This window comes from Paraflavitalea soli, assembly GCF_003555545.1.
In the GTDB taxonomy this organism is placed as follows: domain Bacteria; phylum Bacteroidota; class Bacteroidia; order Chitinophagales; family Chitinophagaceae; genus Paraflavitalea; species Paraflavitalea soli.
On the sequence record NZ_CP032157.1, the window covers coordinates 6,905,837 to 6,919,935 of the forward strand.

Annotated in this window: 13 protein-coding genes and 1 tRNA gene; 8 read left to right on the top strand and 6 right to left on the bottom strand. The window is 47.7% G+C overall.

Going from position 1 to position 14,099, the window contains the following annotated elements; all coding sequences use genetic code 11:
- Positions 1 to 2: 2 nt before the first annotated feature.
- The 3 genes from D3H65_RS26600 to gltX form a co-directional block, all read right to left on the bottom strand.
- Positions 3 to 422, bottom strand: coding sequence for a cobalamin B12-binding domain-containing protein (locus D3H65_RS26600; protein WP_119053209.1), 420 nt, complete (start codon positions 420 to 422; stop codon positions 3 to 5).
- Between the two features lie 97 nt (positions 423 to 519).
- Complete coding sequence (locus D3H65_RS26605) at positions 520 to 873, bottom strand: four helix bundle protein (protein WP_119054671.1); 354 nt, start codon at positions 871 to 873, stop codon at positions 520 to 522.
- A 68-nt stretch (positions 874 to 941) separates the two neighbouring features.
- Positions 942 to 2,468, bottom strand: coding sequence for a glutamate--tRNA ligase (gltX, locus tag D3H65_RS26610; protein ID WP_119053210.1), 1,527 nt, complete (start codon positions 2,466 to 2,468; stop codon positions 942 to 944).
- Between the two features lie 96 nt (positions 2,469 to 2,564).
- Here gltX and D3H65_RS26615 point away from each other — a divergent pair, with 96 nt between their 5' ends.
- Both D3H65_RS26615 and D3H65_RS26620 read left to right on the top strand, forming a co-directional pair.
- The gene (locus D3H65_RS26615; protein ID WP_119053211.1) at positions 2,565 to 3,515 is read left to right on the top strand and encodes an ARPP-1 family domain-containing protein; all 951 of its coding nucleotides are present in this window, start codon (positions 2,565 to 2,567) and stop codon (positions 3,513 to 3,515) included.
- Positions 3,516 to 3,537: 22 nt separating this feature from the next.
- Positions 3,538 to 4,182, top strand: coding sequence for a polysaccharide deacetylase family protein (locus D3H65_RS26620; protein WP_119053212.1), 645 nt, complete (start codon positions 3,538 to 3,540; stop codon positions 4,180 to 4,182).
- A gap of 152 nt (positions 4,183 to 4,334) precedes the next feature.
- Here the strand turns inward: D3H65_RS26620 and D3H65_RS26625 are convergent, their stop codons facing one another.
- Positions 4,335 to 5,246: a hypothetical protein gene (locus D3H65_RS26625; protein WP_119053213.1), complete on the bottom strand. Its 912-nt coding sequence runs from the start codon at positions 5,244 to 5,246 to the stop codon at positions 4,335 to 4,337.
- A 102-nt stretch (positions 5,247 to 5,348) separates the two neighbouring features.
- Here D3H65_RS26625 and D3H65_RS26630 point away from each other — a divergent pair, with 102 nt between their 5' ends.
- From D3H65_RS26630 to D3H65_RS26645, 4 genes are all read left to right on the top strand, one after another.
- Positions 5,349 to 6,113 carry a TatD family hydrolase gene (locus tag D3H65_RS26630; protein WP_119053214.1) on the top strand — a complete coding sequence of 255 codons (765 nt, stop codon included), beginning with the start codon at positions 5,349 to 5,351 and terminating at the stop codon, positions 6,111 to 6,113.
- A gap of 543 nt (positions 6,114 to 6,656) precedes the next feature.
- Positions 6,657 to 6,743: transfer RNA gene (locus D3H65_RS26635), tRNA-Ser, on the top strand.
- A 17-nt stretch (positions 6,744 to 6,760) separates the two neighbouring features.
- Positions 6,761 to 7,042: a GIY-YIG nuclease family protein gene (locus tag D3H65_RS26640; RefSeq protein ID WP_119053215.1), complete on the top strand. Its 282-nt coding sequence runs from the start codon at positions 6,761 to 6,763 to the stop codon at positions 7,040 to 7,042.
- Between the two features lie 300 nt (positions 7,043 to 7,342).
- Positions 7,343 to 8,251, top strand: coding sequence for a hypothetical protein (locus D3H65_RS26645; protein WP_119053216.1), 909 nt, complete (start codon positions 7,343 to 7,345; stop codon positions 8,249 to 8,251).
- A gap of 529 nt (positions 8,252 to 8,780) precedes the next feature.
- Here the strand turns inward: D3H65_RS26645 and D3H65_RS26650 are convergent.
- Together D3H65_RS26650 and D3H65_RS26655 are read right to left on the bottom strand one after the other, a co-directional pair.
- Positions 8,781 to 9,644 carry a helix-turn-helix domain-containing protein gene (locus D3H65_RS26650; RefSeq protein WP_119053217.1) on the bottom strand — a complete coding sequence of 288 codons (864 nt, stop codon included), beginning with the start codon at positions 9,642 to 9,644 and terminating at the stop codon, positions 8,781 to 8,783.
- 199 nt (positions 9,645 to 9,843) lie between these two features.
- Positions 9,844 to 11,193, bottom strand: a complete 1,350-nt coding sequence (locus D3H65_RS26655; RefSeq protein WP_119053218.1) for a vanadium-dependent haloperoxidase — start codon at positions 11,191 to 11,193, stop codon at positions 9,844 to 9,846.
- 216 nt (positions 11,194 to 11,409) lie between these two features.
- Here D3H65_RS26655 and D3H65_RS26660 point away from each other — a divergent pair, with 216 nt between their 5' ends.
- Both D3H65_RS26660 and D3H65_RS26665 read left to right on the top strand, forming a co-directional pair.
- A complete protein-coding gene (locus tag D3H65_RS26660) occupies positions 11,410 to 12,726 on the top strand; it encodes a glycerate kinase type-2 family protein (protein ID WP_119053219.1) in 1,317 nt (438 codons plus the stop codon).
- Between the two features lie 11 nt (positions 12,727 to 12,737).
- A complete protein-coding gene (locus tag D3H65_RS26665) occupies positions 12,738 to 14,078 on the top strand; it encodes a GntP family permease (RefSeq protein WP_119053220.1) in 1,341 nt (446 codons plus the stop codon).
- The last annotated feature ends 21 nt before the right edge of the window (positions 14,079 to 14,099 follow it).

Below are 14,099 nucleotides of genomic sequence, written 5' to 3' on the forward strand. Positions count from 1 at the left end.
TATCAGAAATTCCGGTGGTCTTTAACCCAGGTGGTGATATAACTGGCAATATCATGGGTGGAGGTGCCGGGGGCAAACAATTTGCCAACGCCCATCTCATTTAATTGCTGCATGTCGTCTTCGGGAATGATACCACCGCCGGTAAGCAGTACATCATCCATGCCTTTTTCTTTCATGAGTTGGATGACCTTGGGGAATACCGTCATGTGGGCGCCTGAGAGAATGCTGATGCCAATGGCATCCACATCTTCCTGCAAGGCGGCATTGACGACCATCTCAGGTGTTTGGCGCAAGCCCGTATAGATGACCTCCATACCGGCATCGCGCAGGGCGGTGGCAATCACTTTTGCACCACGGTCGTGGCCATCCAGGCCCACCTTGGCCACCAATACCCGTACCGGCCTGTTTAATTTATCATTCATATAGCTGGTTTAGAAGAAAGCCACGAGCTGTGAGCTACGAGCTGCGAGCCCTGAGCTTTTCCTTTGAGGAGCAAGCTGGCCGCTTGTGGCAAATCAATTATTTTTTTAGCTTGCTCAGGAAACTCATGAGCATTTTTTGCTCTTCGTCTACCTGCTGAAGCAATTCGTTAGTTAGTGCGTTATCACCAAGGTTTGCTGCCTTTGCGATCAACAATTGTGTTTCCAATTCAAAGCTTGAGCCTAAAGAAATCTCAACAAACCGGCTGTAATCCTTCTCACTGTTTCTACTGCTACCTTCTGCAATATTTGAAGGAATGGACACTGCTGATCTTGTAACCTGTGAACACAAACCAAACCTTTCTTCTTTAGGGAAAGTGGTGGATAGCTTAAATGATCGTACAGCAATATCAAATCCCTTCTGCCAGATCTTAAGATCTTTAAAGTTTCTCATAAGCATTGAATTTAGTATTGGATTTGTACCTGTATTCGCTCGCAGCTCGCAGCTCGTGGCTCGGAGCTTTACAGTTGTTGTAACATGTTACTGATCCTCTTCACCGTTTCTTCTTTTCCGATCAACTCCGCTATATCAAATACACCTGGTCCGAATTTACCACCCACCAGCATTACACGCAGGGGCATCAATACATCACCAGGTTTAATATTCTTTTGGGTAGCCAATGCTTTGAAAGAAGCTTCCAGATCTGCTGCCTTCCAACTGCCCGCAGCCCGCAGCTCGTCGCTCGCCGCTAAGAAAAATGCTTTTTTATCATCATTCCACTTTGGCTTAACAGCATCCAGGTCCAGCTGGGCCGGTGTTTCAAACAGGAACTTCGATTGCTCATAGAAATCCGTCAACAAAGTGCAACGGTCTTTCACCAATGTCATCACTTTATCGAGATAGGCTTCATCAGTAATAACAAGTCCTTTTTCTTCCAGTAAGCCTTTTACTGCAGCACGATAATGCTCCACCGGTAGTTTCCTGATCCATTCGTGGTTGAACCATTTGGCTTTCTCGTAGTCGAATTTGGCGCCGCCTTTGTGTACGCGGTCCATGGAAAACTTTTGGATCAACTCTTCCAGGGTAAATATTTCCTGGGCCGTGCCGTCATTCCAACCCAGCATCGCCAACAGGTTATCAAAAGCTTCGGGCAGGAAACCCAGTTCCCGGAAACCTTTGGTTTGTTCGTTGGTCTTAGGGTCGTTCCAGTTCATGGCAAATACCGGGAATCCCAGGCGGTCGCCATCGCGCTTACTCAACTTGCCATTGCCATCGGGCTTCAGGATCAGCGGGAGGTGCGCCCATTGAGGCATTTCTTTTTCCCAGCCCAGGTATTTCCACAACAATACGTGTACGGGGGCGCTGGGCAGCCACTCTTCCCCGCGGAAAGCATGGGTGATCTTCATGAGGTAGTCATCTACTACCACTGCCAGGTGATAGGTAGGCATACCATCTGCCTTCAACAGCACTTTGTCATCTACCAGGCCGGTATGAAAACTTACTTCACCCCGGATCATATCGGTAAAAGTGACGGTCTCATTTTCCGGCATCCGGATCCGGATCACATAGGGCACACCATCTTCCAGCAGGGTTGCTGTTTCTTCCAACGTAAGAGAACAGGAATTGCGCATGGATGACCGTACGGTGTGATCGTATTGGGGGGAAGGATTTTCGGGCGTTTTGAAGCGTTCCCGCATTGTCTCCAATTCTTCGGGCCGGTCAAAAGCATAATAAGCATGGCCGGTTTGCACCAGGTGTTCGGCATATTTGCGATACATCGCCTTGCGTTCACTTTGGCGGTAAGGGCCATATTCTCCACCTACATGTGGACCTTCGTCAGGGTTCAGGCCACACCATTTCAGACAGTTTATAATATATTCTTCCGCCCCCGGTACAAAGCGGGTTTGGTCGGTGTCTTCAATACGCAGCACAAAATCGCCCCCATGCTGGCGGGCAAACAGGTAATTGTATAAAACTGTGCGCACACCACCCAGGTGCAGACCACCTGTAGGGCTGGGCGCAAAACGAACACGTACTTTTTTTGCCATAGTGGGCAAAGATAAGGAGTAGAAGGGTAGTTGGTACAGGGTTCCATTGATGGCAGAAAGTACTATTTTAGATGACCGGTCGTTAATATATTATCTATGTCCAAAGGACTCTTCATACTCCTGCTGTTTTTTACCGTAAAATGTACACAGGCACAGCTTACCTACCAAAACCTGGAGGTGGATTATGACAGCACCTGGACGTATAAAAACCTCAAAATAATTCCTATCCGTCCCAAAGGAGGTGGCAACGGTAATCCGCTGGGTTTCCCGCAGCAAAGCGGCAGGCCCATCATCTCCCTCAGCCAGGCCTTAAAACTGGGTTACGTTAAAATAAGTGAGCGGGGTACGGCTTCCACCGAGAATGTACATTATTTACGAATCAACAATAGCTCCGATACGGCGGTGTTCATTGCCTCGGGCGAGATCATTACGGGTGGTCGCCAGGACCGCATGGTAACCAAAGACACGGTATTGGCGCCTAATGGCAGGGACCAATACATTGATGTCATGTGCGTGGAAGAAGGCCGGTGGAGTGAAAAGGAGAAAAAGTTTGGGTACTATGGTTACGCCGATCCCGGCCTGCGCAAGGTGGTGGATCAGTCCAGGAACCAGGTGCTGGTGTGGAAAGAAATATTCGGACAATTGGATGGAAGCGGCGTCAAAGCGCCCACCCTGGCTTATACTGCCCGGAAGCAGGATAAAAAATATATGCTGCAGGAGATGGAATACTTCCAGCAGTTTTATGACAAGATCATGAAGGATAGCAGCATAACGGGCTTTGTATGCGTAAGTGGCGACAAGGTGATCGGCATGGATGTATTTGCCGGTAACAAATTGTTCCAGGAAGAACTGGAGCCCTTATTACGGGGATATATAGAAGCTGCTATTGTGCGTGGCAGTCCGGTTACGGCGCCCGATCCTACGGTAAAAAAATACCTCGATAAAATACTGACCAGCGAACGGGGCCAGGAAGAATACCTGAAGAAGAATGGAAAGATCTTCCGCTATGAGGAGAAGGTATACCATATAACAGGGTACGCAGAGTAATTTCTGCTATTTTTGTACCACCATGTTCTACTTTGTAAAAACTCCATGGCTGCTCAAAAAGCTCTATCCAGGCTGTACCTGGGATATTCCCACCCGGGAAAAGATCATTTACCTCACATTCGACGACGGCCCGCACCCCATGGCCACCCCCTTCGTACTCGACACCTTAAAGCAGTACCAGGCCAAAGCAACCTTTTTTTGTATCGGTAAAAATGTAGTGGAAAATCCCGCTATTTACCGGCGGATCTTGGAGGAGGGGCACCGAACGGCCAACCACACCCATAATCACCTTAATGGATGGAAAGTAAAGAACGATCAGTATGTCCATAACATATTGGAAGCTGCGAAACATATAGATTCCAACCTATTCCGGCCACCATACGGCAAGATCACCCGATTTCAGGTAAAAATACTGTCTGGCATTGGAGCGTATAAAGGTTCCAACCGAAGCTTTAAGATCGTAATGTGGGATGTATTAAGCGGAGATTTTGATAAGGGTCTTTCTGCTGAGCATTGTGCCTTGAATGTGATCAATAAAACAAGGCGGGGCAGCATCGTTGTTTTTCACGATAGTGAAAAAGCATTTCCGCGTATGCAAAAAGCATTACCGGATATGCTGCAATATTTTAGTGGCAAGGGGTATCGTTTTGAAGCTATTCAGTTGTAGAGAAATAGTACTAAAAACCTGAAAATTTGTCGTGTAGGGGATTCCCAAAATTGGAGGGAAGGCCTTAAAAAAATTTGGGCCTGGGTAGACACCCTGGCCCGTTTTTAATCCGTACCCTATGAAAACTGACTTAAAGGTATAATATTTTTTGATTAAACCAAAGATATTTCAAATACGACCCCATTCACCGTGAGGGTGGCTTTCCGGTCACATTGTCCGGTTCCGTAATCCAGTACCCCAACCGGGGTATTATTGTGACTAATGGTAATTGTACCCTGGCCGATCCACCAGCAGGTAAGTTTTTTTACCAGGGGAGTGGTGATGACGGCATCCCATTGGTAGGTCTTATCTCCCTTTTTCAGGGTTCCGCTGGCCTGGCCGGTAATGGTGAACACATCATCGCTGAGGTCCAACAAAGTAGCTGCTCCACCCGTTTGGGTGATCGTCTTCGCACTGTTCCAGGTACTGTAATTTCCATTAGCCCTGGTCAACTTAGCGCTGGACACTTCAATGGCAAAGCTCCTCTTATCCTGGGTGCTGGTATTGGTCACTTTATGCGTGCCTTCTACCTTTAAGCTGTCCAGGTAAAAGCCATCAAAAGTAGTGGTGGCGCTGTTTCCGGGCAGTATGAGGCGGCCGGTATAGACAATTATCATTTTCCCTTTACGGGTTCTGCCGTCGGGGCCGGTACAACCGGCGCCAAAATCAATGGTTGCCTGCAGGGGAAAGGCATTGGTGCCGTTTAATTTGGTAAAGGCGACGGTAAAGCAGGTAGGCCCATCTACGCCATATTCCTTGCCATTAGTGGGAGGGGTTGCTGTGCGGCCTGCGAAAACACCCGTGCCGCCGATAGCTACGTCGCTATTGACACCCAATACATTACTAAGTACGTCGTCAAAAACAGCATCCGATTCAGCATCCGCTTGGGTGGTGTTGGTGGCGTATTCCTGTTTCTCTGTCTGGTCGGTGGAAGAGGAGGCGTCCTTCTTACAAGCTGCAAAAACTACTGCAATAAGGCAGGCGGCTGTGACTAAGCCTTTGGAGAGGTTGCTCATGATTTTCATAAAAACGGGATTTGTGATAGTATTTAACGTCTTCAGACGGAAAGTTGGGGTGATGGTTTAACTATTCTTCAATTATTTTTGCGGATCAGAAAAGACGAAATAATGCAAATAGTTGATACTCATACCCATTTATACAGCAAGAGCTTTACGGGTGATATTGATGCCGTGATTGGCCGTGCGGTGGAGGAGGGGGTGGACAGGTTTTACCTGCCGGCGATCGATAGTGAGAGCCACCAGGCCATGCTGGACCTGGAAACCCGTTTTCCCGGTAAATGTATTGCCATGATGGGACTGCACCCCACCTCTGTGAAGGAGAATTACAAGGAGGAGCTGGCCATCATCGCCGACTGGCTGGGCAAGCGCAAGTTTGTGGCGGTAGGCGAGATCGGGCTGGATTTCTATTGGGACCGGGCTTTTGATAATCAGCAGGCGGAGGCTTTTCACCAACAAATCGAATGGGCTTTGCATTACCGGTTGCCGATTGTGATCCATTCGCGGGAGTCGATGGATGAATGCATCGGTATTGTGCGGGAGCACCAGAAGGGAGCGTTGGGGGGTATTTTTCATTGCTTTACCGGTACAGAAGCGCAGGCCCGGCAGATCATTGATGCCGGCTTTTACCTGGGTATTGGAGGAGTACTGACCTATAAAACATCTACCCTGCCTGTAGTTTTAAAAGATATTCCGCTGGAGCATATCGTCCTGGAGACCGATGCACCCTACTTGCCGCCGGTACCTTTCCGGGGTAAAAGGAATGAAAGCAGTTATTTGAAGTATGTGTTGGAGAAGTTGGCGGAGGTAAAAGGCGTGTCTAAAGAGGAGGTCGCAAAAATAACTACGGCCAATGCTCAAAAAATATTCGGTTGATAGGGCGTGAAACTGTATTTTTGCCACCCATTTTTAAAGGAGACGTGTCCGAGTGGTTGAAGGAGTCCCGATAGCAATCGGGAGAAAGTGTGTAGCTCGAAAGGGTATCGTTAGTTCGAATTGAGTTGTTTTTAAATATAGAGACGTGTCCGAGTGGTTGAAGGAGTCCCGATAGCAATCGGGAGAAAGTGTGTAGCTCGAAAGGGTATCGTTAGTTCGAATTGAGTTGTTTTTAAATATGGAGACGTGTCCGAGTGGTTGAAGGAGTCCCGATAGCAATCGGGAGAAAGTGTGTAGCTCGAAAGGGTATCGTTAGTTCGAATTGAGTTGTTTTTAAATATGGAGACGTGTCCGAGTGGTTGAAGGAGTCCCGATAGCAATCGGGAGAAAGTGTGTAGCTCGAAAGGGTATCGTTAGTTCGAATTGAGTTGTTTTTAAATATGGAGACGTGTCCGAGTGGTTGAAGGAGTCCCGATAGCAATCGGGAGAAAGTGTGTAGCTCGAAAGGGTATCGTTAGTTCGAATTGAGTTGTTTTTAAATATGGAGACGTGTCCGAGTGGTTGAAGGAGCACGCCTGGAAAGTGTGTATACTCGAAAGGGTATCGAGAGTTCGAATCTCTCCGTCTCCGCAAAAATTCATTGGTGTATGGAACACAATGAAAAATTTTATGTGTATGTCCTTCAATCTTTGAAGGACTTTTCTTTTTATATAGGTCAATGTGATGACCTCGACTGCCGGATGAGTAAACATTCTGAGGGAATGAGCCAGTATACTTCCGGCAAAGGCCCTTGGCGGCTGCGCTATTTTGAATCTTATGGTAGCCGTTCTGAAGCTATCAAGCGTGAAAATGCCATCAAAAAGAAAAAGTCCAGAAAGTATATCGAATGGCTGATAAGTAACCGGTTTGTTAAGGAAGTTGATTTGTAAAACCCTCACCCGGGTGGTTGAAAAGTCCCGACATGTTTTAGGTGTTTTCACGGGTATTAGCCATACAGGTAATCGAATACCTTAGTGCACGAAGTTCCTTATAATAGATGCCTATACAATCCCGCAGCTATTACTTTAAAATGCAGTGCTCTGCATTATCGGAGCTGCTATATTCTGCCTGGGAAGAAGTCTAAATGGTCAGACTCCTTTTGCGATATTCAGAAAGAAGCGTCGGTTGATAATACCCTGTATTTTGATCTGGGTTATGAAGCGGACATTTATGCACAACAATTCTAAGATATGAAACGTATATTAAGTCTTCTTGCCATGGGACTGGCGTTTAATACGTCCGGTCAAACATATCATTTTTCTAATGTTGCATTGGGCAAATCTTTTTCAAAGGCCTTGCAGATATCTTCCATTGCTTCGGTAGATGATAGCCTTTATCTGCCCGCTGAAAAATGCGGGAAAATTTATATTGGTAAAATTGTGAGCGACAGTCTTCGATACCGAACAGCGAGCATGACGGTTGGGGCAACCGAGGGCCTCGCCTACCACAATGGCTTTTTTTATACCTCGGATGATGCTGCAAATGTTGTCAGAAAATACAACAAGACCTTTAGTCAACAACCTGTTGAATACATAATAGATTTTAACGGCTTTCAACATAAACCTACAGATGGCAATGGGTTCGAAGGTGTTGCTGTTTTAAATGACACCACTATTGTGCTGTTATTGGAAAAAGTAAAATCACTCAGATGCGCTGTTCTTTATAGGGGGATTATACGCGCCGACAAGATCGTCCTAGTGGAACAACGGTTACTGGGCGTGGTAACAAAAGAACGCTATTGTGACCTGCATTACAGAAATGACACCTTGTTTTTATTGAAGTCTGCTTATTTTGGGGAAAGAACCCGCCCGTTCCTTGTCAATAACTGTAACCAGGAAAACAATTATTCAATCCGTTATCTTGAAATCAGCCCGAAAGGAAATAGTCAGGAATGGCTGACTGGCACGCCCTCGCTTCTCTTTTCGTTGAAAAAAGCGGCGCTTGATAATTGCAATGCTTATAATACTAATATAGAAGGCATCGCTGCTGATGTCTACGGTAACTTCTACGCGGTTAGTGACAATCTATATGCAAATGGCTTATGTGACGTAAGCGGTGAAAACAAAACGTTGCTATTGAAAATTCAAAGACATAAATAAAGCCCTGTTGGTAAAGATATATGGCAATAGTCTGGCGGGGTTTGTCCTCAATGGTACCTTGATAGATCCTAACATCCTTCTCTTTGGGTCCTCATTGCTTCCTCGGGGCCCGAGGAGCCAAAGAGGAGGCATAGAGGAGGATCCGAGGAGGCAAAGAGAAGCCCGGATGAAAAATGTGTCGTTCGTCCCTGAGCGTTGGCTGTTCGTCCCAGGTGTTTCCTCTTTCCGTCCCAACTCGACAGGTGTTTTGGAGGAAAAAAGGCGGTTCGTCCCAAGACATATGTCGTTCGTCCCAGGTCTCGGACAAGCCCGACCCATTTTTGAATAACGGGAGTGGGAACCACTGTAGCTTTGCTGTATCGGTCTGTCACTGCCAAAAGGAGATTTCGCTTGGGAAAGCAGGAAGAGTGAACCTGCCAACCCTCTCCCGCCAGTCGTCCACAGTTCTTTGACATCGCTCCCCACCTTTCAATCCGATCCGGGTTGTGGACGTGGAGGAAGAAGTCCCGACACCACGGTTGGGAATAAATCAAACTAAAACTTGTTGCTTGATAGCAAGCGGAGAACTACCGAATCGCTGGCGAAAAGCCCGGCTGAAATGGGAAGGGCTTTCGAAGCCACTTTCGAAAGCGGTATCAGACACCGACTTATCCATATTGGTGAGCAAGTGCAATGCATGGTCCAACCTTTTTTCGATGAGCCATTTGCCGGGAGAGGTATTAAATAACCTTTGGAAATCTCTTTTAAACGCGGATAAACTCCTGGCACTTAACCGGGCAAACTCTTCCAGCCCCAGGTTAAAGCAGTAATTGTCTTCCATCACCCGTTGCAGCGATACACTTTGTGGCTCCTGCAGCAGGGCGCAAAAATAAGCCAGCAATTCACTGTTCTCCGGGTTGTCGGCGATGGTGAGGATCAGTTCCCTGAATTTGAGTTCCAGCAAGGAGGCGTCCGGTGTGCGGTTGGCATCGAAATGAGACAACATAGAATGAAAGAAAGCATGTACCGCTTCATTGTTGTCAATGGCCATCACCGGATCGTAGGAAGCTCCGGATCTGTAAATGGGCGAAGATTTGCTTTTCAATACTTCGCAGATGAATTCGTCGGGCACAAAAAACACTACCACACAGAACGTGGAATCTGTAAAATGCTCTACAATACATGCCCCCTTCCTTACAAAAACACAACTGCCCTTTTGCAACTCATAAGAACCATGGGAGGTATGCCATACCCGCCTGCCATCCATGATATAAACGATGTAATTGCTATCACTCCAGAAATTTTCATATTTGGTTGAATACTGGCAGTTGATCATGGTGATAAGCGAATCCCTGCAGTTCAACTGCCGGTAGTAATTGGGGTTGCCCGCTATTTTTGCATATAAGTTGTACAAGGGAAAAGAATTGGGTTACAAAGTTATTACTTGTCTCAACCCTGGCTATACCCAATAATGGTAGTATTGCCAGCATCAGCAAGCTTCTTTTGTATGCCCAATTCCACAAAAGCTTAAGGATCAACTGTCCACCCAAATACTGAAAAATGAGCCTGCTACCTCAATAAGGGGGTGAGGCCCATTGATAAATATCATAGACTTAATCCGTAGTAAATTTCGACGGCAACACCTGATTGTATATGTTCTCACCTATTTTCTTTCCCTGCTGCAAACCTGCGTCGATAGATGAGGGATAGTGTATGCCCCCATACAGCCTTGATACGCCCGCTTCATTGGCAATGGCGGTATAGGAAGTATAGGTGCGCGGCGCAAATCCCAAATAATCATACGTGTGATCGGTAAAGGAAAGGATATTGCCAAAGAGCTGCTCGAAAATATGGGCAGCCCCGGCAGAAAGCGTGGAATGTGCAGAGGGATATTCCGGATGGGCAGGCGTGGCCAATGTCGAATTCCAGGTTGTATATCCCATCGTTTCCCTGATATAAGTAATGGGCCTTACCAGGTTGTACTGGTATTTCAACTGGAAGCAGGCGATCAATGCATCATTGGTGGCTGCGCCAGTGAGTGCATAAGCTACTACTGCTTTGGCCAGGGAGGACTTCTTCTGGCGGACGGTTTGTTGCAATATGCTAAGCCAATGCCCGGGTGATGATACGCCCGGTATATCTCTCCAGAAAATAGCCATGGCTGTTTCATCGGCCGTCAGGTCTTGTGATGCGTCGTATACTTGTTTTACCATTTTATAAAATGGAGAGGCAGGATCGGTTGAATAAGCAGGCGGAGGAGTTGGTGTTGAGTTGGCAAGGCTTCCTTTTACAACCGGCCGGTTATTGCCCCAATAAGGGGTAGCGGGCGCAGCAAAGGCCGGCGGCGTAGGTTTCCACAACCCATCACCAACGGGAGGTGTATACGGATTGTTGGCATTTTTATAGCCATCCGTTTCTGCCCAGTTGTACACCGCAGTGGCCACGTCTTTTCCAAATTGAACAGAGAGGGCCAGCTTTGCTGCGTCAACCTTAAAGGTTTCCCTGAGCGCATTTTCCAGGGAGTCGACAGCCGCTTTATCAGTGGCGCTGGCATTGGGAAACATAGCTTTGTTCATACCCGCCAAAGCCGCATTGACGCTGGCCGGCCAGTAATACTTCTTTGAATGACCAGCTGCCGGCAAGCCAGTCAGGCCATTCCAATTTTTATTCCAGGCGCCATACTCGGGCATACCCGGCGCAATCGCTTCCCGCGCAGCAATGCCTGTATAAGCATAATGCCTGGAAAACCCTTGGTTGGGAATACCGGTCGCATTCCTCATCAATCTTAACTGCATAAGCATCCATTTGTCAGCGACGTCAGCAGGATAAGCGCTGGGTGAATCTGGTTGGCCGGGATGATGATCGTCCCATTTTTTACAACTACTCAACACAAGAGAAGTGAGGAGCACGGTTAACGTACAGGCCATGGCAAGTCTGTACATCCTGAAAGATGTTGCATTCATGATAATAATGGTATTTGATGTTTAAAAAAACAAGGGTCCAGTTAGTGGTTACTCTTTCAGGTGGGAATCGATGGTGCAAAATTGTAAAAGATTGTTATAATGCTGTTGCCTGTGGGGTCCATATTCATTGCAAAAAAGCTCACCCTTTTGTTTTTTTAATGGTAAGGCCACCCTGCCTCCGTTGAAATCAGCTATATTAGTTCTTTTATCTTCATCATGCAGAGAGAAAAGGCAGTTCAGATATTTCAATCAGCGATCGAATCCGTGCAACCCGCCCACCTGATGCAGGAGCACCTGGTGTATCATCAGGGCGTGCTCACCATTTGTGGCCAGTCCATCCCCCGTGAAGCATTCCGGCAGGTTTATGTCATTGGCGCGGGCAAAGCAGCTGCCGCTATGGCTACTGAGACCGAGAAGATATTGGGCGATCTCATCAGCGATGGTCTCATCACTACCAAATACGGCCATGCCCTTCCCACTCAAAAAATAAAGATCAGGGAGGCCGCCCATCCCGTACCCGATGAAAAATGTGTAGCAGCCGTTGCTGAAACCTTACAACTACTGGAAAAGGTAACTGACCAGGATATTGTGATCTGCCTCATCAGCGGTGGCGCATCAGCCCTGTGGTGCGATATACCGCCCGGCGCCACCCTGTCCGAAGTACAAACAACTTTTGATCTGTTGATACGGTCCGGCGCTGCCATCCACGAGATCAATACCGTTCGCAAACACCTGTCGGGCATTAAAGGCGGACAGCTGATCCGGCATTGCCGGGACGCCAAAGTATTTTCTTTGATCATCAGCGATGTTCCGGGCGACGATCTGGCGGTTATTGCCAGTGGTCCTACCGTAGCAGATACTTCTACTTTTCAAGACGCCCATGCCATTCTTGCCAAATACAATTTATTAAAAAGATTACCTCAAAGCGTGCAGAAGCATATGGAGCAGGGAAGAAATGGGTTGATCCCTGATACACCCAAATCCGGCGATCCTCTTTTTCAACATACTAGCAATACCGTGATCGGGAGTAATCGTGTAGCTGTAGATGCAGCAGCCAAAAAAGCAAAAGCGCTGGGATACCAAACTCATATTATCTCTTCCTTAATAACCGGCGATGCTGGAAAGGAAGCAACAAAACTGGTGAATACTGCCATTCAATACAAAGGCGAAAAGCCCGCCTGTATCATACAGGGAGGCGAAACCACCGTGCAGGTAACCGGCGGTGGGAAAGGAGGAAGGAACCAGCATTTTGCATTGACAGCACTGTATGAATTGAGTAAATGTGATAAAAGCACCGCGGGCAATATTACCATTCTCAGCGGCGGTACCGATGGTACAGACGGCCCCACCGATGCTACCGGTGCTGTGGTAGATGAGGAAACAGTACACCAGGCTGCACAAAAGAACCTGGATATAACAACCTATCTAAATAACCATAATGCATATCCTTTCCTGGAACTTACCGGCAGCCTCGTGATAACAGGCCCTACACAAACCAATGTAATGGATATCATGATAGCCCTCATACAATAAAACCCGGCGGGATGACAAACACTTATTACCTGTTATTACTTCTTATTGCCAGCATCGCTTTTATCATATGGCTCACCGCCTATAAAAAGGTCAATGCATTTTTTGCTTTATTGATCGCTGCCTTGGGTGTTGGGATGCTCAGTGGCCTGCCCTTTGAAAATATACCGGGTATCCTCAAAACCGGTTTTGGCCACACCATGGAAAAGATCGGGCTGCTCATTATATTCGGTACCACCCTGGGCGTCATACTGGAAAAGACCGGCGCTACCATCAGCATGGCCAGTGCTATCCTGCGCATCGTGAAAGAGAAAAATGCACCGGCTGCCGTAGCCCTCACCGGCTTTATTGTTGGCCTGCCCATCTTTTGCGATAGCGGCTTCATCATCCTGAGCGGATTGAATCACTCTCTCGTCAAGAAAACACATTTTCGTATGCCCGTCATGGCCGCTGTGTTAGCCACTTCTTTGTATGCAGTACATTGCCTGGTGCCACCCCATCCCGGCATCACAGCAGCAGTGGGTACTGCCGGCGGCAACCTGGGCATGGTGATGCTCTGGGGTATTGGCCTGGCCATACCGGCCGCCCTGGTAGGTTACTTATGGAGCGTGTGGCGTGGAAGGAAAATCACCCATGAATACATCGAACCGGAGACCAGTGAGGAAATGCCCAAACACCTGCCGCCCGCAGCGCGTTCCTTTATGCCCGTTATATTGCCCATAGCCCTGATCGCTGCCAAATCCGTCCTGCTCCTCTTTGCTACCAAAGAAGCCATCGCACAGCAAACCATGTTGCACATCGTGTCGTTCATCGGAGAACCTGTGATAGCCCTGGCCATTGGGATATTGATCTCCCTTACCCTCATCAGGAAAGAAGATAAAAAAGAATGGTCCCATTGGCTTACAGGTGGTGTAGAGAAAGCCGGGATGATATTGGCCATCATTGCCGCCGGCGGTATGTTTGGTGAAATGCTCCAGGCTACCGGCATGGGTAAAAACCTGGGTGACCTGCTCAGTGGCTTGTCATTGGGCATATTCTTTCCGTTCCTGATCGCCGCTATCCTGAAGACCGCGCAAGGTTCTTCTACCGTGGCCGTCATTACGGCTGCATCACTGGTCACTCCTTTGCTGGCAAGCCTGGGATTACAATCTCCCACAGGCTTAACCCTTACCATCCTGAGCATGGGCGCCGGCAGTATGATGGTAAGTCATGCCAATGACGCTTACTTCTGGGTCATCAGCCGCTTTTCCAATCTCGAAACAGCAGCTACCCTCAAAGTATACAGCGTAGCAACCCTGCTGATGGGACTAACGGTACAACTGCTTATTTGGGTACTTTTTATCGCATTTGGATAAGTTTGAAAGGACTGGAGGCTA